The sequence below is a fragment of the Agromyces sp. NPDC058064 genome (assembly GCF_042885275.1).
In the GTDB taxonomy this organism is placed as follows: Bacteria; Actinomycetota; Actinomycetes; order Actinomycetales; family Microbacteriaceae; genus Agromyces.
Window position 1 is genome coordinate 1,141,935 of the sequence record NZ_JBHVSE010000001.1, and the last position, 19,933, is coordinate 1,161,867.

The following is a 19,933-nucleotide window of genomic DNA, read 5'->3' on the forward strand; positions in this document are numbered from 1 at the left end:
ACGACAGGTCCTTCGAGCGCACGGCCTTCACCAGCATGGGCAGGTAGCTCATGGCGAAGAGGCCGGTGGAGATCGCGCCGGCGACGACGGCGACGTTCATGCGCTGAACGCTACGAGCACGACGGATGCCCCGCACCGGGGCCGCCCCGCGCGCTCGCACGCCGCGCGGAGCCGCCCGGCTCGGTGGCGCCCCCGATCCCTCCGGTTCCCGGGCTTCTGCAGGAGATTCGTCCTCATCCCCCGCTGTGAGCGGGTGTCAGGGCAACTCTCCTGCAGAAGCCGATGAGTCAGGCCTGAGAGGCCTGCGCCGTGCCCGCGTTCGCCGCGGCGATGAGCTGCTCGATCTGCTCGTACGACACCGGGATGCCCGGGAACCCGACGAGCCGCCCGATCGGGAACGACGCCATCATCTTGGCCATCCCCTCGTCGGTGAACACGTCGGTGTCGGCCATGCCGCCCGCCAGCGAGGCGAGCGCCGCCGCGGCCGCCGGGCCGGCGATCGGGTCAGCCATGACGTCGGCGATCGACGACTCCATCGAGAGCGGCAGGCGCACATCGTCGCCGTCGATCGCGACGCCGCCGGTGAGGCGGATGTCCCGGCTGGACGCCCCGACCTCGACCGCGAGCTCGCCGCCCTCGACGACCCAGCGGTCGACGCGCACGTCCCAGTACGCGAGGTCCTCGCGGCGCACCCGCACCTCGACCTCGCGGGACTCGCCCGCGGCGAGCCCCACCGAGGCGAATCCGGCGAGCGAGCGCGGGGCGCGCTGCACGGCCGACCCGGCGAGGCCGGTGTAGACCTGCACGACCTCGCGGCCGTCGCGCGCGCCCGTGTTCTCGACGGTCACGCGCACGGTGAGACCCGCAGCATCCTGCTCGACCGAGAGCCCCGAGTACCCGAACGTCGTGTACGAGAGGCCGTGGCCGAAGGGGTAGCGCACGGCCGCATCGCGGGCGTCGTACCAGCGGTAGCCGACGAAGAGGCCCTCGCCGTAGCGCACGTGCCCGAACTCGCCCGGGAAGTCGAGGAACGCGGGGGTGTCCTCGAGGCGCAGCGGAATGGTCTCGGCAAGCCGGCCCGAGGGGTTCACGACGCCGTAGAGCACGTCGGCGATGCCGCTGCCGCCGGCCTGGCCGCCGAGCCAGCCCTCGAGGATCGCGGGCACGTCGCCCGCGAACGGCAGCTCGACGACACCGCCGTTCGCGAGCACGACGACCGTGTTCGGGTTGGCGGCTCGCACGGCCTCGACGAGCGCGAGCTGGCTCGCGGGCAGCTGCAGGTGCTCGCGGTCGAAGCCCTCCGACTCGGCGGCGGCCGGCAGGCCGAGGAACAGCACGGCGACGTCCTTCGTCGCGGCGAGCGCGACGGCGTCGGCGGCGAGCGCGGCGTCGGCCGCGGCATCCCCGTCGATCGTGAAGCCCGCCGCGTACGCGACGTTCGCCTCGCCCGCGGCCTCGGTGATCGCGCCGAGCGCGGTGTCGAGACGGGTCGGGTTGATGAGCGACGAGCCCGCCCCCTGGTAGCGAGGGGTCTCGGCGAAGGCGCCGATCACGGCGACCGACTTCGACGCGTCGAGCGGCAGCAGCCCGCCCTCGTTGCGCAGCAGCACGGCGCCGCGGGCGGCGGCCTCGCGGGCGAGGGCGTGGTGCGCGTCGACGTCGTACGCGGCGTCGGCGTCGGCACCCGCGACGGCCTTCTGCGCGAGCTCGACGGCGCGCGTCGCCGCGAGGTCGAGCGCCGACTCGGCGAGGCGGCCGTCGCGCACGGCGGCGACGAGCTGGGCGTCGGTGCGGCCGTCGGAGGCGGGCATCTCGAGGTCGAGGCCTGCGGGCAGACCCGCGACGCGGTCGTTCACGGCGCCCCAGTCGCTGACGACGAGGCCCTCGAAGCCCCACTCGTCGCGCAGCACGCTCGTGAGCAGCCAGGGGTCCTCGCTCGCGTAGACGCCGTTGATGCGGTTGTACGAGCACATGACCGTCCACGGCTGGGCGTCCTCGACCACGCGCTGGAAGCCGCGCAGGTAGATCTCGCGCAGCGGCCGCGGGTCGACGTCGCTCGACGCGCGCATGCGGTCGTGCTCCTGGTTGTTGGCGGCGAAGTGCTTGAGCGACGCGCCGACGCCCTGCGACTGCAGTCCGGTGACGAGGGCCGAGCCGAGCACGCCCGAGACGAGCGGGTCCTCCGAGAGGTACTCGAAGTTGCGGCCGCAGAGCGGCGAGCGCTTGATGTTGATGCCCGGGCCGAGCAGCACGCCGACGCCCTCGGCGCGCGCCTCCTCGCCGAGGGCGCGTCCGACGCGCTCGAGCAGCTCGGGGTCGAAGGTCGAGCCGAGCGCCACCGCGGGCGGGAAGCACGTCGCCGGCACGCTGTCGCCGATGCCGAGGTGGTCGGCGCTGCCGCGCTGGAGACGCACGCCGTGCGGCCCGTCGGTGAGCACGATCGAAGGCACGCCGGCCCGCTCGACGGCCTTCGTCGTCCAGAAGCTCGCGCCGCTCGTGAGCGACGCCTTCTCCTCCAGGGTGAGCTCGGCGACGATCTCGGCGGCGTCGCGCGCGGCGAAGCCCGCGGCGTCGTCGACTGTGGTCGGTTCGAGGGTGTCGGTCATGATGCTCCTTCGTTCGCCGGCGCGACGGTGCTGCGCCGGAAGAGTGGTCTGCCGTAGTCCTTCGCGAGCAGGTTCGCGAAGAGCCACCAGATGATGAGGGTCGCGCTCGCACCCCCGACGACGCCGACGACGGCGTCGGAGAACCAGTGCGCGTTGATGAGCGTGCGCTGCCAGATCATGCCGACCGCGATGAGCGCGCCCGCGATCCACCACCAGCGGCGCTTCGCCGCCGGCAGGATCGCCGCCACCGCGACGAGCAGGATGCCCGCGCTCACGGCGTGCCCCGAGGGGAAGGAACCGTGGTCGACCGAGAAGAGCGGGCCGTACAGGCCGGCGGCGAGGTCGTCGGCCGGGCGCGGCCGGTCGACGAGGTTCTTCACGAGCTGGGAGACGAGCAGGGTGCCGCCGAACTCCGCGGCGAGGAGGAACAGCGCCGAGCGCCAGCGACGGATCACGAACAGCCAGATCGGGATGAGGAGGATCGTGAGCACCGCACCCGGGATCTCGCCGAGGTACTGGAAGAACATCGGCAGCGCCCACGCCTCGCCCCCGGTGCCCGGTGCGAGGCCGACGAGCACGCGCCAGGCGTCGTCGAACGGCTGGGTGAACGGCGCATCGACGTTCTGCACGACGGCGAACGCGAAGGCGACGAAGAGGGCGAGCCCCGCGAGGCCGACGACGAGCAGCGCGCGCGGCCGCTTCGGCCGAGCGGATGCCTCGCCGGCATCGGCCCCGTGCGGCGCCCGCGTCGACGCCGAGGTCGTGCCCGTGGCATCCGCCATCACTTCACCGCCTTGATCGGCCAGACCGCGAAGGCGCCGAGCACCGAGAGGACGATGCCCACCGGGAACAGCCCGGCGTAGCCGAACGTCAGCACGATCGCGCCGGCGACGGCCGGAGCCAGGGTCTGCGGCAGGGTCGCCGCGATGTTCACGACGCCGAGGTCCTTCGCGAACGACTTCGCCGAGGGCAGCACCTCGCTCATGAGGGCGGTGTCGACGGCCTGGAACATGCCGAAGCCGAGACCCGCGATGAAGGTCATGATCATCCACGCGGTGAGGTCGGGCCAGACCCACGGCACGACGAGCGCGAGCCCGGTGACGAGCGAGGAGGCGAAGACGAACGGCTTGCGACGCCCGAACCGGTCGGAGAGCGGACCGGAGGCGACCGTCGCGACGAGGATGCCGGCGAGGCTGACGAGGCCGAGCACCGGGATGACCTCGCCCGGGTTCTCGATGCCGAAGTAGTCGGTGAGCAGGAAGAACTGGTACCCGGTCACCGCGAAGTAGCCGGTGTAGAGCAGCAGTCGGCCGGTGAACGCCCAGAAGAAGTCGGGGTGCCTGACCGGGTTCACCCAGAAGGTGCGCAGGAAGTCGGCGAGCTTGAACGGCTCGGGCTCGAGGTCGTTCGAGGGGTGGTCGGGGTTGAACACGATGAAGAGCGTCAGGATGACGAGCGAGAACACCGCGAACGTCACGTAGCCCGCGGCGATCGAGCCGAGGAACAGCGAGCCGACGATCTGGCCGCCGAGTGCGCCGACCATCAGGCCGATGCCGGAGAGCGCGGCGAAGGTGCCGCGACGGTTGAGCGGCACGCGGTCGGGCATGATCGCGCTGAGCGGGCCCTGCGCGAAGTTGTAGGTGATCTGCACGAGGGTCCAGGCGATCACGACGCCGACGAGGGAGTCCGCGAACGCGAGGCCGACGAGCGCGAGGCCGCCCGCGAGCGAGCCGATGAAGATCCACGGCGCGCGGCGGCCGAAGCGCGAGCGGGTCCGGTCGGAGATCTGGCCGGCGATCGGCTGCGCGAGCATCGAGAAGAACGAGCCGATGGTGGTCACGATCAGGAGGTTCGTGACCTTGTCGGCCTCGCCGAACTGCGACGTGATCTGGGCCGGCAGCAGGATGCCCGGCACGGCGCCCCAGATCATGAAGATGCCGAGGTTCGCCGGGATGATCCAGCCGAGGAGTCGCCGGACGCCGGTGATCGGGGCGGGCGGGTCTTCGTTGCCCGCGGCGTCCTCGAAGAAGGCGAGCGCGTCGTCGGGCTCGTCGAGGCGCTGGTCGGTGGCGGGTTCTGGGGTGGACGCCGTTGTCATCTGGGGGAATCCTTCTCGAGCGGCCTCGCCGATGAGACCGAGTTCGAAAACCATACGTCACTCGGTTTTAGTTGGCAAGCGACTAGCATGCAGGTATGGCACGACGGGGTTCGTACGCGAAGGGCATCGCCAAGCGGGAGGAGATCCTCACCGCGGCGCTCGAGGTGATCGCGCGCAACGGCTACGGTCGCGCCTCGGTGCGCGAGCTCGCCGACGCCGTCGGCCTCAGCCAGGCGGGCCTGCTGCACTACTTCTCCTCGAAGGAGGAGCTGTTCGCCGAGATCCTCCGCAAGCGCGACGAGGTCGACCGCGAGACGATCGCCGCGGCCGACGCCGACCACGAGCTGAGCATGCTCGACGGCTTCGTGCAGGTGATCCGCCACAACGTCGACGTGCCCGGGCTCGTGCAGCTCTACGCGCGCCTCTCGACCGAGGCGACCGAGCCCGGGCACGCCGCCCGCCCGTTCTTCGACGAGCGCTTCAAGGCGTTCCGCGAGCTGGCCGCCGAGGGCATCCGCGAGAGCCAGCGCGAGGGCGGGCTCCCCGCCGACCTCGACCCCGACCGGGTGGCGACGATGCTGCTGGCCCTCGCCGACGGCCTGCAGACCCAGTGGCTCATGGACCCGTCGATCGACATGGCGGCCCACATCGAGGACTTCATCGGCATCCTCAGCCGGCCGACCACGACATGAGCTCGCTCGCGAGCGCCGACGTCCGCCGGCACAACCTCGCGCTCGTCGCGACCCGGCTCGCCGAGGCCGGCCCGGCCTCCCGCAGCGACCTGGCGGATGCCACGGGGCTCGCCCGCGGCTCGGTGACGGCGCTCGTGCGTCAGCTCGAGGGCGACGGGCTCGTGCGCGAGACCGAGCTCGTCGCGGCGGTCGGGAAGGGCCGTCCGCGAACCCTGCTCGAGCTCTCGGGCGACCACCTGGCGATCGTCACCCTGCTCATCGACGCCGACCACGCGAGCGCCGTCGCCTCGACCCTCGGCGGGCTGCGCCTCGCCCGCGTCGACCGCCGGCACGGCCGGCCGATGGGCGCGCCCGAGCGGGTGCTCGACGTCGCCGTCGAGGCCTTCGACGCGCTGCTCGAGACCCTCGGCGACCGCGTGATCGCCGAGGCCACGGTCGTGGTCTGGGCACCGGTCGGCGGCGAACCCCCCGTCGTCATCGCCGACACCGACCTCGGCTGGGGCACCGTCGACCTCATCGCGATGCTGCGCGATCGCTCCCCCCGCCTCGCGGGGCTCGGCGACGCCGGGCACCTGCACCTCGTCGCCGACACCGCCGTCGCCGCGATCGCCGAGCACGCCGCGGCGGGGCGCCCTCCCGAGCTCGTCTACCTCAAGAGCGACTCGGGCATCGGCGGTGCGATCGTCGTCGACGGCGCACCGCTCGACGGACTCCACCACCTCGCGGGTGCGCTCGGGCACCTCCCGGTCGTGCCCGAGGGCGCGCCCTGCGAGTGCGGCCAGCGCGGATGCCTCGTCACCGTCGCCGGCCCCGACGTGCTGCTCGAACGCGCCGGACTCTCGGAGCTCGCACGCGAGGCGGGCCTGACGGCGGCGCTCGACGAGTTCGTGCGGCGCATCGCCGACGGCGAGCCGCGCGCGACGACGGCATGGGGGGCGGGCGCGGCCGAACTGGCCCGCACCCTCCAGATCGTCTCGCTCACCGTCGATCCGTCGCTCATCGTGGTGGGCGGCTACCTCGCCGACCTCGCCGACGACCTCGGCGCACGACTCGCGGCGATCCAGCCCGGCATCGGGGGCACCTTCCTCGAGGCCCCGCGGATCATCGCCAGCCGCCTGGGCCGCGACGCCGCGCTGGTCGGCGCCGAGCGGGCCGCCGTCGCACGGCTGCTCGCCGATCCGGCGGCCATCGCCCGCGGCTGAGCGCACCGCCCCGCGGCTGAGCGCCGGCCGCCCGCGGCCGCACCGCCGCGCCGGGCGCCGCCGGCGCACCGCCGCACCGCCGGCTGCATTTAGTTCATGACTTGAACTTTACGACTCCTCGCGTCACACTTATCCCGAATGCCACTCGGTATTGACTGACGCACCGCACCCGACCCGGCCGTCTCGACGAAGAGGAGCCCAGATTGTCCGTCCAGCCCCCCAGCGACCCCGCCATCGACGTCGCGCCGACCGGCGTGATCTCCGCGACCGAACCCGTGCCGGGCGAACCGCCCGCGAGCCCTCCCCCGACGAAGCGCACCCTGCCCGGCATCCTGCTTGTCGCCTTCGCCCTCTTCGCCAGCTACGCGGGCCTCATCGCGATCCTCCTGCCGATGCAGGTCGCCGTGATCGACGAGGAGAACAAGATCGCGAACCTCGGCATCATCATGACGATCTCGTTCGTGTTCACCCTCTTCGCACAGCCGATCGTCGGCGCGATCAGCGACCGCACCCGCTCGCGCTTCGGCCGTCGCGCGCCGTGGATGGTCGGCGGCGCCCTCATCGGCGGCGTGCTCCTGATCGGCATGGGCTTCCTCGACTCGATCCTCTGGCTCGCGATCTTCTGGGTGCTCATCCAGGTGTCGCTCAACGCCCTGCAGGGCCCGTTGTCGGCCATCACGCCCGACCGGTTCCCGCGCGACAAGCGCGGCGTCGCGAGCGCGATGTTCGGGCTCGGCATGCAGATCGGCGCGACGCTCGGCATCATGCTCGCCGGGCAGTTCGGCACCAACTTCGGCATCGGCTACGCGGTGTTCGGCGTCATCGTCATCGTGGTCACCGTCGCCTACGTGATCGTCGACCGCGACTGGTCCTCGAAGGAGGCGGCGGTCGCCCCGTGGAGCTGGAAGGCGTTCTTCGCGGGCTTCTGGGTGAACCCGAAGCGCCACCCCGACTTCGCGTGGGCGTTCACCGCGCGGTTCCTCTTCATGCTCGGCTACTTCGTCGTCTCGGCGTACGGGCTCTACATCCTCACCGACTACATCGGCATGTCGCTCGCCGAGGCGGCCGGCGCCCAGGCGCTGCTCGCAGCGGCGGGCCTCGTGCCGACCCTCGTCGCCGTCGCGGTCTCGGGCTGGTGGAGCGACAGGATCGGCCGCCGCAAGGTGTTCATCTACGCCTCGTCGGCGATCATGGTCGCGAGCCTCGCGTTCCCGTTGATCATGCCGAACATGACCGGCATGCTGATCATGAACGTGATCATCGGCTTCGGGTTCGGCTTCTACATGTCGGTCGACACGGCCCTCATGACCGAGGTGCTGCCCGGCGGCGGCAAGGACGCCGGAAAGGACCTCGGCATCCTGAACATCGCCACCAACATCCCCCAGGCCATGAGCGCGGCCGTCGCCGGCATCATCATCAGCAGCCTCGGCGGCTACCCGATGCTGTTCGTCTTCGCCATGATCTTCGTCGTCATCGCGGCGATCGCCGTGGCACCGATCAAGAGCGTGCGTTAGGAGCACCACATGTCGCACACCCCCCTCCCGCAGCCCTCGGCGGGCATCGAGCCGGATGCCTCGGCGCCGACCCCGTTCGTCGAGGTCGACACGCTCGCCGGCCGCGTCCGCGGCCAGTGGCGCCCGACCGTCCGCCCGGCCGGCGACGCCACGGGCGGAGCCGGCGCCGAGCGGTCGGCCGCCTTCCTCGGCATCCCGTTCGCCGAGGCGCCGACCGGCGAGCGCCGCTTCGCGGCGCCCGTGCCGAAGGCCCCGTGGGAGGGGGTGCGCGACGCCCTCGAGTTCGCGCCGACCGCGCAGCGCGGCGACCCCGGCGTCACGCTCATCCCCGAGCCGAGCGTGCCCGGCGACTCGACCCTCAACGTGAACGTGTTCACGCCCTCACCGACGCGACCCGCCGACGGTGCGACCGGGCTCCCGGTGCTCGTGTGGATCCACGGCGGCGGCTACTTCGCCGGCTCGCCCGCGAGCCCCTGGTACGACGGCCGCAACTTCAACCGCGACGGCGTCGTGACCGTGACCATCTCGTACCGGCTCGGCTTCGACGGCTTCGGCTGGATCGACGGCGCCCCCTCGAACCGCGGCGTCCGCGACTGGCTGCTCGCCCTCGAGTGGGTGCAGCAGAACATCGCCGCCTTCGGCGGCGACCCGTCGCGCGTGACGATCGCGGGGCAGTCGGCCGGTGGCGGCGCGGTGCTCACGCTGCTCGGCATGGAGGCGGCGCAGCACCTCTTCCACGGCGTCTACGCGATCTCGGGGGCGACGGCCGACGTCACCCCCGAGCGCGCCGAGGCGCTCGGCCGCACGGTCGCCGGGCAGCTCGGCGTCGAACCCGACCTCACGGGATTCCGCTCGGTCGACGAGGAGCGCCTGCTCGAGGTGCAGAAGGCGGCGACCGCGCTCGAGGGCCCCGACGCGATGAACGACCTGCTCGAGCTCGGGCTGCAGCTCGGCCCGACGATCGACGGCGAGCTGCTCGTCCGCTCGACCGCCGACTCGCTCGCCGCGGGCGTCGGTGCCGACAAGCCGCTCGTGCTCGGCGCGACCGACGACGAGTTCGCCATGGCCCTGCTCGACGCGCCGAAGCTGCTGCGCTTCGTGCCGAAGTCGATGCTGCTGAAGAAGTCGGGGCTCGCGAAGCCCGTCGCGCGCGAGTACCTCGCCGCCAACCGCGAGGTCGCGAAGCTCGGCAACGCCCGGCTGCTCGGCCGCCTCGTCACCGATCGCATGTTCAAGGCGCCGATGCTGCGCGCCGTGGCGGCACGGGCGGCGGCCGGCTCGGCCGGCACCTGGCTCTACCGCTTCTCGTGGCCGTCCGGCACCTTCGGCTTCGCCGAGCACTGCCTCGACGTGCCGTTCTTCTTCGACTGCCTCGACGGCCCCGCCATGGTGCCGCTCGCCGGCCCGAACCCGCCGCAGGCGCTCGCCGACGAGCTGCACGCCGCCGCGGTCGCGTTCATCGTGAACGGCGACCCCGGCGGGGCCTGGCCGCGCTGGTCGGATGCCTCGCGCGCCACCCGCGTGTACGACACCCCGTCGACCGTGGTCGACGACGGCTACGCGAGCGTGCGCCCACTGCTCTGACCCGACACCGCTCGCGCTGCTGCTTCTGCAGGAGAATGGGCCCTCTCCCCCGCTCACAGCGGAGGATGGGGCCCATTCTCCTGCGCGAGCCGGTATGCCGGGGTTCGGAATCACCCCCGAACGGGGTACGTGACCGCGCGGCGCGGGCCGAGCATGCTTGCGACATGACCGCGGCCGGCGAACCACCCGTACCCACCACCACCGGACCGCTCGACGAGGTCCACCGGGCGCAGTCGGCCCGGCTGCTCGACCACCTCGTCGTGCACGGGCCGGCCACCCGCTCCGAGCTCGCCTCGGCGACGGGGCTGGGGCGCGGCACCATCGCGGGGCTCACCTCGCGCCTGCTCGACGCCGGCGTGCTGCGCCCCGGCGACACCGCGGCCTCCGGCGACGGCCGCGCTGCGCCGCTCGCCCTCGCGGCGGCCGACCGGGTGCTCGTCACCGCGATGCTCGCTCCCGACGAGGCGATCGCCACCGTCGCCGCGCTCGGCGGCCACGAGCTCGCCCGGTTCGTCGAACCGCTGGTCGATGACGACCGCGGCCCCGCCGACCCGCTCGAGGCCCTCGCGATCGTCCTGACCCGCGCCGTCGCGAGGGCGCAGCGCGGGGCCCAGCGCGTCGCCGACCTCACCGTGCTCGTCGACGGCGCCGTCGTCGGGCGACCCGCCGTGGTCATCACCGACGCCCGCATCGGCAGCGAACCCGTCGACGTGCTCGCGGCCCTGCGGAGCCTCGCTCCCGCCGTCGCCGAACTCGAGCCCGGGCTGTCACTGCCGATCACGCTGCAGCCGGCGGCGATGGCCGCAGCCCTCGCCGAGCACGCCGAGCTCCCCGGCATCGACGAGATGCTCTACATCGCCGGCGACGACGCGGTGACGGCCGCGGCGATCTCGGGCGGGCGACCGCTGACGGGAGCCCACGGCCTCGCCAGCACCTTCGCGCACCTCCCGGTCGTGCCGGGCGGTGCGCGCTGCACCTGCGGCCAGCAGGGCTGCCTCGCCACGGTCGCGGCCCCCGAGCTCGTGCTCGAGCGCGCGGGCCTCACCGACTTCGCCGCCGCGCAGGGCCGCGCCGCGGCCCTCGTCGAGCTCGTCGAACGGGTGGCGGCCGCCGAGGACCGGGCTCGCTGGTCGTGGCTCGACGCCGCCCACTGGATCGGCCGGGCGCTCCAGCTCGTCGTGCCCACCCTCGACCCGTCCGCCGTCATCGTCGGCGGCTACTGGGGCGTCCTCCTCGGCGACGTCGACGCGGCGTTCCGCGCGAACCGGCCGACGATCGGCGGAGGTGCGCTCGAGGCGATCCCGACGCTCGCGCCCGCCCGTCTCGGTCCGGGGGCGGTGTTCGCCGGCGCGCGGCGTCAGGCGCGCGAGCGCCTCGTCGCCGAACCGTCGCTGCTCGCCGGCTGAGCGCCCCGCCCCGCGCGGCCGGTGCGCCGGAAGCGGCTCGCGATGCCCCACCCGGTGACGCGCAGCATCGCCTCGACGACGATGCCGAGGCTCATCTTCGAGCGGCCGCGCTCGCGCTCGACGAAGGTGACCGGCACCTCGGTGATCGTGAGCCCCGCGTCGCGGGCGTGCCACAGCATGTCGACCTGGAACCCGTAGCCGCGGGTGTGCACGTCCTCGAGCCCGATCCGCCGGAGGCCGGCGGCCCGGAACGCGCGGTACCCCGCGGTCGCGTCGCGCGTCGGGAGCCGCAGCACCCACCGGGCGTACGCGCTGCCGCCGCGCGACAGCAGCTGCCGACGCCTCGGCCAGTTCTCGATCGATCCGCCCGCGACCCAGCGCGAGCCGATCACGAGGTCGACGGGCTCGCCCGCAGGGTCGACCCCGGCGAGCGCGGCGAGCATCGAGGGGAGCTGCTCGGGCAGGTGCGAGCCGTCGGCGTCCATCTGCACGATCGGGTCGTACCCGTGGCCGAGCGCCCAGTCGAACGCCGCCAGGTACGCCGCACCCAGCCCCTCCTTCCCCGCGCGGTGCAGCACGTTCACGGCGCCGTCGGCCGCCGCGAGCTCGTCGGCGAGCACCCCGGTGCCGTCGGGCGAGGCGTCGTCGACGACGAGCACCGAGGCATCCGGAACCGCCGTGCGCACCCGGCCCACGATGGTGGCGAGGTTCTCACGTTCGTTGTACGTGGGGATCACCACGAGCGGTCGGGACATCCCTCGAATCGTAACCGCTCACGCAGGTCGCGGCGTGCGCAGCGGGTCAGCGCACTCCGGACATGAGCTTCAGCACGCCGCGGCTGCCGACGGCGAGCGCGAGGCCGAGCACGATCGCGATGCCGCCGAGCACCCCGAAGTAGACGACCTCGTTCTGGCTCGAGTAGAACTCGGCGAGCCGGCCCGAGATCGCGGTGCCGAGCGCCACCGAGAGGAAGAAGAGCGCGACCATCTGGGTGTGGAACACCTTGGGCGCGAGCTTCGTCGTGACCGACAGGCCGACCGGCGAGAGCAGCAGCTCGGCGACGGTGAACACGAACAGGATGCCGATGATCGCGAGCAGCGGCGTCGAGTTCGCCGCACCGCCCGCGAACGGGATGAACAGCAGGAACGCGACGCCCATGATCGCAGTGCCGAGCGCGAACTTGATCGGCGTCGACGGCTGCCGGTCGCCGAGCTTCGTCCAGATGGCGGCGAAGACGCCCGACAGGATGATGATGAAGATCGGGTTGATCGACTGCACCCACGAGACCGGCATCTCCCAGCCGAAGAGGTCGCGGTTGAGCTGTTCGTCCGAGTAGATCGTGAGCACCGTGAACTGCTGCTGGTACAGCGACCAGAAGGCGACGCTGGCGATGAAGAGCGGGATGAACCCGAGCACGCGGCGACGTTCGACGACCTCGATGCGACGGCTCACGAGGATCACCGCGAAGTAGGCGATCGCCGCGGCGATCGTGCCCATGATCACCCAGGTCACGAGGTTCGTCGCGGTGATCGCGCCGGTGAGCACGAGCACGGCGACGGCGACGACCGCGGCCGCCGCGATCGCGATCACGAGGCCGATGCGATCGCGGGGAAGCGGGTTCGGCACGGTCGACGCGACGGCCGGCAGCCGCTTGCGCCCGAAGGAGTACTGGACGAGCCCGATCGCCATTCCGACGGCCGCGAGCCCGAAGCCCCAGTGGAACCCGAGCGTCGAGGCGAGGAGCCCGGTGAGGATCGGCCCGAGGAAGGCGCCGAGGTTGATGCCGAGGTAGAAGATCGAGAAGCCGGCGTCTCGGCGCGGGTCGTGCTCGGAGTAGAGGGTGCCGACGACGCTCGTCGCGTTCGCCTTGAGGCCGCCCGAGCCGAAGGCGACGAGCACGAGCCCGACCCCGACGCCGACGAACCCGGGAAGCAGGGCGAGCGCGATGTGCCCGGCCATGATGACGATCGCACTGGAGAAGAGCACCCGCTCGCTGCCGAGCAGCCGATCGGCGAGCCACGCCCCGAGGATCGTCGAGAGGTAGACCCCGCCGCCGTACGCCCCGACGATGCCGGCCGCGGCGGTCTGGTCCATGCCGAGTCCGCCGTCGGCGGCCGAGTAGTAGAGGTAGATCAGCAGGATGCCCTGCATGCCGTAGAAGCTGAAACGCTCCCACATCTCCACCCCGAAGATGTTCGCGAGTGATCGGGGCTGTCCGAAGAAGCCCCGGTCGCCCCGGGTGTCGCGCTCGACCGGCGTGCTGCCGTCCGCGGGCTCAGGCGGCCCGGACTCCCCCGGGGCAGGTTCGGTCACGCTGCCCATGCGCACACCCTACTCCCCCGCCATCCCCCGGCCGGATCGGGGGGTGAGCCCCCGTTCGCACGACGGCACGGCTGGCTAGCATCGATCTCGGGCACGGAAGTGCCCGATCGCAAGGGGGAAACACCATGACTCGGATGACGCGCACGGGCCGGACGATCGCGATCGTCGCGGTCGCCGCGGCGCCCGCGACGGCGATGAGCGGATGCGCCTGGCTCGCCCCGCTCGAACGGTTCAGCGACGACGCCACCCTCGACGGCCCGGTGCGGTCGATCGAGATCGACCACCCCGAGGGCCGCGTGACGATCGAGGGCGTCGAGGGCGCCACGACGATCGAGGTGTCGCGCACCGTGTCGTACCGCGGCGACCGCGAGATCGGCGAGACCGCCGAGGTGCGCGGCGACGTGCTCGTGCTCGGCGGCTGCGGCAACAACTGCTCGGTCGACTACACGGTCGAGGTGCCCGTCGGTCTCGACGTCGCCGGCGCGACGTCGAACGGGGCGATCACCCTCACCGGGGTGAACGAGGTCGAGGTCGAGACGAGCAACGGGCGGATCGAGCTCGAGGACGTCACCGGCGGGGTCGAGGCGAAGACGAGCAACGGACGCATCGAGGGCCGCGGGCTGGCCGGCGACGGCGTGCGCGCGTCGACCTCGAACGGCGCGATCGAGCTCCGGCTGGAGACGCCGCAGGAGGTCGAGGCCCACACCTCGAACGGCGCCATCGACCTCGCCGTCCCGACCGATGGAGTGAGCTACCGGGTCGAGACCGACACCTCGAACGGCTCGGTCGACGTCGACATCGACGACATCGCCGACGGGGAGTTCCTGCTCGACCTCTCGACGTCGAACGGGTCGATCACCGTCACCGGCCGCTGAGCGGCTCGGGCGCCGGGCGGCTCAGGCGCTGAGCCCTCGGCTCGCCCTTGCCCCGGCGTCCGGTCTGCGGCATCCTGAGCTGACCCGGCCGAGGCCGGCCCGGCCGGGAGGGCGAGTGGACGGCACAGAGCACGAGGATCGACGGCGACGTCTGCAGCGCATCGTCTACGGGGCGGATGCCGCGCCCGACGAGCGTGCGGCGGCCGAGGCGGAGCTGCAGGAACTGACGGATGCCGCGGCGAGCGCGAGCGGCGTGAGCGCCGTGACTGCGGCAGTGCCACCGGGCGATGCCGCACCCCACGACCCCGGCCCCGCGAGTCAGCCCGGTGACGCCGACGGCCCGGATCGCCGAGCCGCCGCGACGACGGCGGTGCGCTGGGCGATCGGCGCCGGCGTCGCGGCGCTCGTGATCGGCATCGTGGTCGGCATCGGCGTCTCGGCGCTCACCGCTGCCCCGGAAGTCCCGGCATCGGCTGGAGCGCTCGGCGACGACGCACAGGCGGACTCGGCCATCGATCCGTCCGCGCTCACCGGACCGGGAACCCCCGTGGAGCTCACACCCGTCTACGAGGTGTTCGCTCGCGAGCAGCGGCCGTCCGACGCACTGCCCGACGACATGCTCATGGGAAGCGACCTCGATCCGACGAGCGCGCGGCTGCTCCTCATCCGATCCGACGGCGCGCAACTCTACGCCGCCAAGACGGACACGGGCATCGACATGTGCATCGTCGTCGTCGTGCCGGACATCGGCGGAGGCAGCGCCTGCACCGACGGCGGGATCCTGCCGCCGCCGGGCATCATCGTCAGCTTCGGCTTCGGCGAGCAGGGCTCTGAGGTCACCGCCAGCCTGCATCCCGACGGCACCGCCGGGCTCAGCGCGGCCGCGGAACCGGCCGCCGGGTGACCCGAGCGGGGCGACGGTGTCCGAAAGCGCCCCCTGCCCGAGTTCAGCCGTTGCGCGCGTCGCGCCAGGCGAGCCAGCGCTTCACCGGCTCGAGGTCGTAGTCGGGCCCGTCGACCCCGATCGTGAAGAGCCGCACCCCCGCGTCGTGGAGGGCATCGGCGTGCTCGACGTCGAGGCCGCGCCGGTCGAGCTCGTTCGAGACCGTGATCTCCGAGACATCCCGCCCGACCTCGTCGCCCCAGCGACGCAGCACGTCGAGCTTGTGCGCGAGCTCGTCGGGCGCGACGAACGAGTGCCAGATGTCGGCGTGCTTCGCGACGAGGCGCAGCGTCTTCTGCTCGCCCTTGCCGCCGATCATCACGGGGATGGGGCGGGTCGGCGCCGGATTGAGCTTCGCCCAGCGCGCCTCGATGCGCGGCAGCGCCGCGGCGAGGTCGTTGAGGCGCGAGCCGCGGGTGCCGAACTCGTAGCCGTACTCGTCGTAGTCGCGCTCGAACCAGCCAGCGCCCGTGCCGAACACGAAGCGGCCCACGCCCGTGCCCTTGGCCGAGATGTGGTCGAGCGTGCGGGCCATGTCGGCCTGCAGGTCGGCGTTGCGGTACGAGTTGCAGTTCACGAGCGTGCCGAACTCGATGCGCTCGGTCTGCTCGGCCCACGCGCCGAGCATCGTCCACGCCTCGAAGTGCAGGCCGTCGCGGTCGCCGTGGAGCGGGAAGAAGTGGTCCCAGTTGAAGACGAGGTCGGCGCCGAGGTCCTCGAGCCGCAGCACCGCGTCGCGGATCGACTCGTAGCGGGCGTGCTCGGGCTGCAGCTGCACGCCGAGGCGTACGCGATCGTCGTAGGGCATGCGCACAGCCTAGATCCCCGGCCGGGTACGTCGAGACGCCCGCCTCGACCTCGAGGCGGGCGTCTCGACGGGGCTCACTCCTTCAGATCGAGCATCGGCACGGGCCGACGGAATCCCTTCGTCGCGATCGCGAGGATGATCACGCCGAATGCGAGCCACGAGAGGCCGATGATGAAGGTGCGGCCCGAGAGGCTCGTCCAGAGCCACACCGTCAGCGCGAATCCGATGAGCGGCAGCACGAGGTTGTTCAGCACGGCGATGCCCGAGCGCTCGCGGCCGTCGATGAAGTAGTGCTTGATCACCGAGAGGTTCACGACCGAGAAGGCGATGAGGGCGCCGAAGCTGATCATCTCGCTGAGCAGCAGCAGGTCGAACACGAGCGCGAGCATCGAGATCGCCGAGACGACGAGCACCGCGATGACCGGGGTGCCGAAGCGCTTGCTCAGCCGCCCGAAGACCGCGCGCGGCAGCACGCCGTCGCGGCCCATCGCGAAGAGGATGCGGGCGACCGAGGCCTGCGAGGTGAGGGCCGAGCCGGTCGCCCCGGCGACGTAGCCCGCGATGAACAGCGTCGAGAGCCATTCGCCCCCGGCGGCGGCGACCACGTCGAGGCCGGCCGAGTCGACGTCGGTGAAGGCGTTCGACGGGAACACGAGCTGCGCGGCGTACGAGATCACGATGAAGATCGCGCCCGCGCCGATGGTCGTGATCATGATCGCGCGGGGCACCGAGCGCTTCGCGTCCTTCGCCTCCTCGGCGAGGGTCGACACCGAGTCGAAGCCGAGGAACGACAGGCAGAGGATCGCGGCGCCGGCGAACAGCGCCCCGAAGCCCTCGACGGTGCCGTCGCCCGTGAAGGGCAGCAGCGGGTCGACGCCGTTGCCGGCCGCCGTCGAGAAGGCGAGCGCGAGGAACACGACGATGAAGATCGTCTGCACCGCGATGATGACGAGGTTCGTGCGGTTCACCGAGACGATGCCGACCACGTTGAGCACGGTGACGAGGGCGATCGCGCCGACGACGAAGACCCAGGCGGGGATGCCGGGGAACGAGGCCGAGAGGTAGATGCCGAGCACGAGGTAGTTGATCATCGGCAGGAACAGGTAGTCGAGCAGCAGTGCCCAGCCCGAGAGGAAGCCGACGGCGCCGCCGAAGCTGCGTTGCGTGTAGACGTAGGCCGAGCCCGCGTACGGGTAGGCGACCGACATGCGCGCGTAGGAGCGGGCGGTGAACACCATCGCGATGAGGGTGATCAGGTAGGCGACGGGCACGCGCCCGCCGGTGAGCTGCGTGACGATGCCGTAGGTCGTGAACACGGTGAGCGGCACCATGTAGACGAGGCCGAAGAGCACCAGCGAGGGGGTGCCGAGCACCCGCTTGAAGCGGCCCTGGGTCACCTGCGCGGTGGCCTGGGTCGGCGAGATCAGCGGTTCGGGGGCCGGGGACTGGGACATGGACGGGGGATCCTTTCGTGGGTGCGCGGCTACGTTGCGGCGCGGTATCGGGGGCTTCCTGCGAGGTAGGTGGCGATGACGGGAACACCGGCGAGCTCGCCGGCGGGGACGTCGCGCGGGTCGCGCGCGAGGTGGACGAGGTCGGCGCTCGCACCGGGTTCGATGCGGCCCCAGGGAGTGGATGCCTCGTCGGCGAACGCCTGGTGGGCGACGGCGGTCGAATAGGCGTCGAGCGCGCGGTCGACGGGAAGGATCTCCTCGGGCGTCCAGCCGCCCTCGGGCACGCCGTCGCTCGTGCGCCGCGACACGGCGATCGCGAGGCCGTCGAGCGGGGCTCCCGAGCTGACGGGCCAGTCGGAGCCGAAGGAGAGCACGGCGCCCGACTCGTCGATCGTGCGCAGCCGGTACTGCCGGTCGGCGCGCTCCTGGCCGAGGCGAGGCACCGTGAGCACGGTCATCAGGGGGTCGAGCTGCGCCCAGAGCGGCTGCATGCAGGCGACCGCGCCGAGCTCGGCGAACCTGGCGAGGTCCGACTCGTCGACGAGCTGGGCGTGTGCGATCACCGGGCGGCGGTCGCGCGGCCCGTTGGCGTCGATCGCACGCTCGATCGCGTCGAGGGCCTGGCGCACGGCGGCGTCGCCGATCGCGTGGATGTGCACCTGGAACCCCGCGGCGTCGACGGCGAGCACCGCGTCCTGGAGCGAGTCGCCCTCCCAGACCGTCATGCCGAGCTTGCGTTCGCCGTGGTCGTGCAGCCCTGAGCAGTAGGGCTCGAGGAGCGCGCCCGTCTCGGACTCGATCACCCCGTCGGCGAAGAACTTCACGGTGTTCGCCGTGAGCATCGGCGAGCCGAGGGCCGCGACGCGGTCCCGCGACTCGCGCATCCGCGGCAGCTGCTCGGCGAAGCGGCGGGGGTCGGCGTAGAGCGCGAGATTGAATCGCACCGGCAGGATGTCGCGTTCCGCCGCCTCGAGGTAGCTGTCGACGTCGCCGGGCTCGACCCAGGCGTCCTGCACCCAGGTGACGCCGCGCTCGAGGTAGTACTCGCCGGCACGTCGCAGGGCGCGCATGCGCTCCTCGGCGGGCCGCACTCCGGCGGCATCGAGCACGAGGTCGACGGCGCCCCACTCGCGCAGGGTGCCGAGCGGGGTGCCGTCGGTCCGGCGCATGATCTCGCCGAGCACGGGGTCGGGGGTCTCGGCGTCGATGCCGGCGAGCTCGAGCGCCCGCGAGTTCACCCACACGGTGTGGTAGTCGTAGGCGCGCAGCACGACCGGGCGGTCGGCGACGGCCGCGTCGAGCCAGCGCGCGTCGAAGAGCCCCTCTGCGACGAGGCTCGGGTCGTAGGAGGCGCCGATGATCCACTCGAGGTCGGGGTTCGCGGCGGCGTACTCCGCGACCGCGGCGACGATCTCGTCGACGGTGGTGCAGTCGCGCACCACCGGCCCCTCGGCCTCCAGGCCGCCGAACAGCGGGTGGGCATGCCCGTCGCCGAACGAGGGCATGAGGAAGCCGCCGTCGAGGTCGACCGCCTCCACCTCGGTGGACTCGAGCGCCGCGTCGGCCGCGGCATCCGCCTCATCGTCGAAGGCGACGACCGCACCGTCGCGCACGAAGAGCGTGCGCGCCTCGGGCGCCCCCGCGCCGCGCCAGATGGTTCCGCCGGAGAAGTGGATCGTGGTCATGCACCGTTGCCTTCGTGAGCCGGGAGCGTCGTACGAACAGTGTTCATACGAACACTGTTCGTATCAGTGCTGAGAGGTTACACTCTGCGAAGGGCAGACGGAAGAGTCGAGGTGGATCGATGTCGACGGTGAATCGCGAGCAGCTCGTCGAGGCCGCCCTCGCACTCGTCGACGAGCACGGCAGCGACGCGCTCACCATGCGCAGCCTCGCGAAGCGCGTGAACCGGCAGGTGTCCTCGCTCTACAACCACGTCGGCAGCCGCGACGAGCTCATCGAGCTCGTGCGCGCCCGCATCGTCGAGGGCATCGACACCTCGCCCTTCGACGGGCAGCCGTGGGACGTCGGGCTCGAGGGCTGGGCGCGCTCGTACCTCACCGTCTTCGCGGCCCACCCGAACCTCATCCGCGTGCTCGCGACGACGCCGATCCGCGACGTGTCGACGTTCGTGATCTACGACACGGTCATCGGCGCGCTGATCGACGGCGGCTGGCCCCTGCAGGACGCGGTCGCCGTGATGCGCACGGTCGAGGCGCACGTGCTCGGCTCGGCGCTCGACATCGTGGCCCCGAGCGACATGCTCGACCAGGGCTCCGTGCCCGCCGAGCTCGAGCGGGCCCATGCCGCGCTCGACCCCCGCTACGGGGAGTCCACGAGCGCCATCGCGGCGTTCGAGCTGGGCATCGCCGCGCTCCTCGACGGCCTCCGCGCCCGGCGCGCGGCACTCGCCACCATCGACTGAACGG

The 19,933-nt window shown here is 72.2% G+C and carries 16 protein-coding genes; 8 read left to right on the plus strand and 8 right to left on the minus strand.

Features of this window, described 5'->3' with window-relative positions; translation table 11 throughout:
• Positions 1 to 287 precede the first annotated feature (287 nt).
• Genes ACFVSL_RS05280 through ACFVSL_RS05290 form a run of 3 tightly spaced genes read right to left on the minus strand, consistent with a single transcriptional unit; the run spans position 288 to position 4,704 of the window.
• Positions 288 to 2,606 carry a glycoside hydrolase family 3 C-terminal domain-containing protein gene (locus ACFVSL_RS05280; RefSeq protein ID WP_386939108.1) on the minus strand — a complete coding sequence of 773 codons (2,319 nt, stop codon included), beginning with the start codon at positions 2,604 to 2,606 and terminating at the stop codon, positions 288 to 290.
• Positions 2,603 to 3,388, minus strand: coding sequence for a phosphatase PAP2 family protein (locus ACFVSL_RS05285; protein WP_386939110.1), 786 nt, complete (start codon positions 3,386 to 3,388; stop codon positions 2,603 to 2,605). Before ACFVSL_RS05285 ends, ACFVSL_RS05280 begins: the two co-directional genes overlap by 4 nt.
• Positions 3,388 to 4,704, minus strand: a complete 1,317-nt coding sequence (locus ACFVSL_RS05290; RefSeq protein ID WP_386939111.1) for an MFS transporter — start codon at positions 4,702 to 4,704, stop codon at positions 3,388 to 3,390. Before ACFVSL_RS05290 ends, ACFVSL_RS05285 begins: the two co-directional genes overlap by 1 nt.
• Before the next feature lie 95 nt (positions 4,705 to 4,799).
• Here ACFVSL_RS05290 and ACFVSL_RS05295 point away from each other — a divergent pair, with 95 nt between their 5' ends.
• The 5 genes from ACFVSL_RS05295 (at position 4,800) to ACFVSL_RS05315 (ending at position 11,102) form a co-directional block, all read left to right on the plus strand.
• Complete coding sequence (locus ACFVSL_RS05295; protein WP_386939113.1) at positions 4,800 to 5,396, plus strand: TetR/AcrR family transcriptional regulator; 597 nt, start codon at positions 4,800 to 4,802, stop codon at positions 5,394 to 5,396.
• A complete protein-coding gene (locus tag ACFVSL_RS05300) occupies positions 5,393 to 6,598 on the plus strand; it encodes an ROK family protein (protein ID WP_386939115.1) in 1,206 nt (401 codons plus the stop codon). The genes ACFVSL_RS05295 and ACFVSL_RS05300 overlap by 4 nt, the downstream gene beginning before the upstream one ends.
• A 203-nt stretch (positions 6,599 to 6,801) precedes the next feature.
• Complete coding sequence (locus tag ACFVSL_RS05305; RefSeq protein WP_386939116.1) at positions 6,802 to 8,112, plus strand: MFS transporter; 1,311 nt, start codon at positions 6,802 to 6,804, stop codon at positions 8,110 to 8,112.
• 9 nt (positions 8,113 to 8,121) lie between these two features.
• Entirely contained in the window at positions 8,122 to 9,696 is a 1,575-nt protein-coding gene (locus ACFVSL_RS05310) for a carboxylesterase/lipase family protein (protein WP_386939118.1), read from the plus strand.
• Positions 9,697 to 9,860: 164 nt separating this feature from the next.
• Positions 9,861 to 11,102, plus strand: coding sequence for an ROK family protein (locus ACFVSL_RS05315; RefSeq protein WP_386939120.1), 1,242 nt, complete (start codon positions 9,861 to 9,863; stop codon positions 11,100 to 11,102).
• Here the strand turns inward: ACFVSL_RS05315 and ACFVSL_RS05320 are convergent.
• The gene (locus ACFVSL_RS05320; RefSeq protein ID WP_386939121.1) at positions 11,054 to 11,857 is read right to left on the minus strand and encodes a polyprenol monophosphomannose synthase; all 804 of its coding nucleotides are present in this window, start codon (positions 11,855 to 11,857) and stop codon (positions 11,054 to 11,056) included. The two genes, ACFVSL_RS05315 and ACFVSL_RS05320, sit on opposite strands and share 49 nt — an antisense overlap.
• A 46-nt stretch (positions 11,858 to 11,903) precedes the next feature.
• On the minus strand, positions 11,904 to 13,424 hold the full coding sequence (locus tag ACFVSL_RS05325; protein ID WP_386939122.1) for a peptide MFS transporter: 1,521 nt from the start codon (positions 13,422 to 13,424) through the stop codon (positions 11,904 to 11,906).
• A 134-nt stretch (positions 13,425 to 13,558) separates the two neighbouring features.
• Here ACFVSL_RS05325 and ACFVSL_RS05330 point away from each other — a divergent pair, with 134 nt between their 5' ends.
• Both ACFVSL_RS05330 and ACFVSL_RS05335 read left to right on the plus strand, forming a co-directional pair.
• Positions 13,559 to 14,299 (plus strand): DUF4097 domain-containing protein, encoded by a 741-nt coding sequence (locus ACFVSL_RS05330; protein WP_386939123.1) that lies wholly within the window; start codon positions 13,559 to 13,561, stop codon positions 14,297 to 14,299.
• A gap of 115 nt (positions 14,300 to 14,414) precedes the next feature.
• Positions 14,415 to 15,203: a hypothetical protein gene (locus ACFVSL_RS05335; protein WP_386939124.1), complete on the plus strand. Its 789-nt coding sequence runs from the start codon at positions 14,415 to 14,417 to the stop codon at positions 15,201 to 15,203.
• 43 nt (positions 15,204 to 15,246) lie between these two features.
• On the opposite strand, the gene ACFVSL_RS05340 is transcribed toward ACFVSL_RS05335, so the two are convergent.
• The 3 genes from ACFVSL_RS05340 to ACFVSL_RS05350 all read right to left on the minus strand — a co-directional run bounded on the left by ACFVSL_RS05340 (position 15,247) and on the right by ACFVSL_RS05350 (position 19,189).
• Entirely contained in the window at positions 15,247 to 16,050 is an 804-nt protein-coding gene (locus ACFVSL_RS05340) for an LLM class F420-dependent oxidoreductase (protein WP_386939125.1), read from the minus strand.
• Between the two features lie 74 nt (positions 16,051 to 16,124).
• Positions 16,125 to 17,504 (minus strand): APC family permease, encoded by a 1,380-nt coding sequence (locus ACFVSL_RS05345; protein WP_386939127.1) that lies wholly within the window; start codon positions 17,502 to 17,504, stop codon positions 16,125 to 16,127.
• A gap of 29 nt (positions 17,505 to 17,533) precedes the next feature.
• On the minus strand, positions 17,534 to 19,189 hold the full coding sequence (locus tag ACFVSL_RS05350; RefSeq protein WP_386939128.1) for an amidohydrolase: 1,656 nt from the start codon (positions 19,187 to 19,189) through the stop codon (positions 17,534 to 17,536).
• Positions 19,190 to 19,308: 119 nt separating this feature from the next.
• On the opposite strand from ACFVSL_RS05350, the gene ACFVSL_RS05355 reads away from it, so the two are divergent.
• Positions 19,309 to 19,929 (plus strand): TetR/AcrR family transcriptional regulator C-terminal domain-containing protein, encoded by a 621-nt coding sequence (locus ACFVSL_RS05355; protein ID WP_386939129.1) that lies wholly within the window; start codon positions 19,309 to 19,311, stop codon positions 19,927 to 19,929.
• Positions 19,930 to 19,933: the final 4 nt, after the last annotated feature.

Coding starts and splice junctions, on each gene's coding strand:
- ACFVSL_RS05295 (WP_386939113.1), top strand. CDS start 4,800: ATGGCACGACGGGGTTCGTACGCGAAGGGCATCGCCAAGCGGGAGGAG.
- ACFVSL_RS05280 (WP_386939108.1), bottom strand. CDS start 2,606: ATGACCGACACCCTCGAACCGACCACAGTCGACGACGCCGCGGGCTTC.
- ACFVSL_RS05325 (WP_386939122.1), bottom strand. CDS start 13,424: ATGGGCAGCGTGACCGAACCTGCCCCGGGGGAGTCCGGGCCGCCTGAG.
- ACFVSL_RS05315 (WP_386939120.1), top strand. CDS start 9,861: ATGACCGCGGCCGGCGAACCACCCGTACCCACCACCACCGGACCGCTC.
- ACFVSL_RS05340 (WP_386939125.1), bottom strand. CDS start 16,050: ATGCCCTACGACGATCGCGTACGCCTCGGCGTGCAGCTGCAGCCCGAG.
- ACFVSL_RS05350 (WP_386939128.1), bottom strand. CDS start 19,189: ATGACCACGATCCACTTCTCCGGCGGAACCATCTGGCGCGGCGCGGGG.
- ACFVSL_RS05285 (WP_386939110.1), bottom strand. CDS start 3,388: ATGGCGGATGCCACGGGCACGACCTCGGCGTCGACGCGGGCGCCGCAC.
- ACFVSL_RS05320 (WP_386939121.1), bottom strand. CDS start 11,857: ATGTCCCGACCGCTCGTGGTGATCCCCACGTACAACGAACGTGAGAAC.
- ACFVSL_RS05345 (WP_386939127.1), bottom strand. CDS start 17,504: ATGTCCCAGTCCCCGGCCCCCGAACCGCTGATCTCGCCGACCCAGGCC.
- ACFVSL_RS05290 (WP_386939111.1), bottom strand. CDS start 4,704: ATGACAACGGCGTCCACCCCAGAACCCGCCACCGACCAGCGCCTCGAC.
- ACFVSL_RS05355 (WP_386939129.1), top strand. CDS start 19,309: ATGTCGACGGTGAATCGCGAGCAGCTCGTCGAGGCCGCCCTCGCACTC.
- ACFVSL_RS05300 (WP_386939115.1), top strand. CDS start 5,393: ATGAGCTCGCTCGCGAGCGCCGACGTCCGCCGGCACAACCTCGCGCTC.
- ACFVSL_RS05330 (WP_386939123.1), top strand. CDS start 13,559: ATGACGCGCACGGGCCGGACGATCGCGATCGTCGCGGTCGCCGCGGCG.
- ACFVSL_RS05310 (WP_386939118.1), top strand. CDS start 8,122: ATGTCGCACACCCCCCTCCCGCAGCCCTCGGCGGGCATCGAGCCGGAT.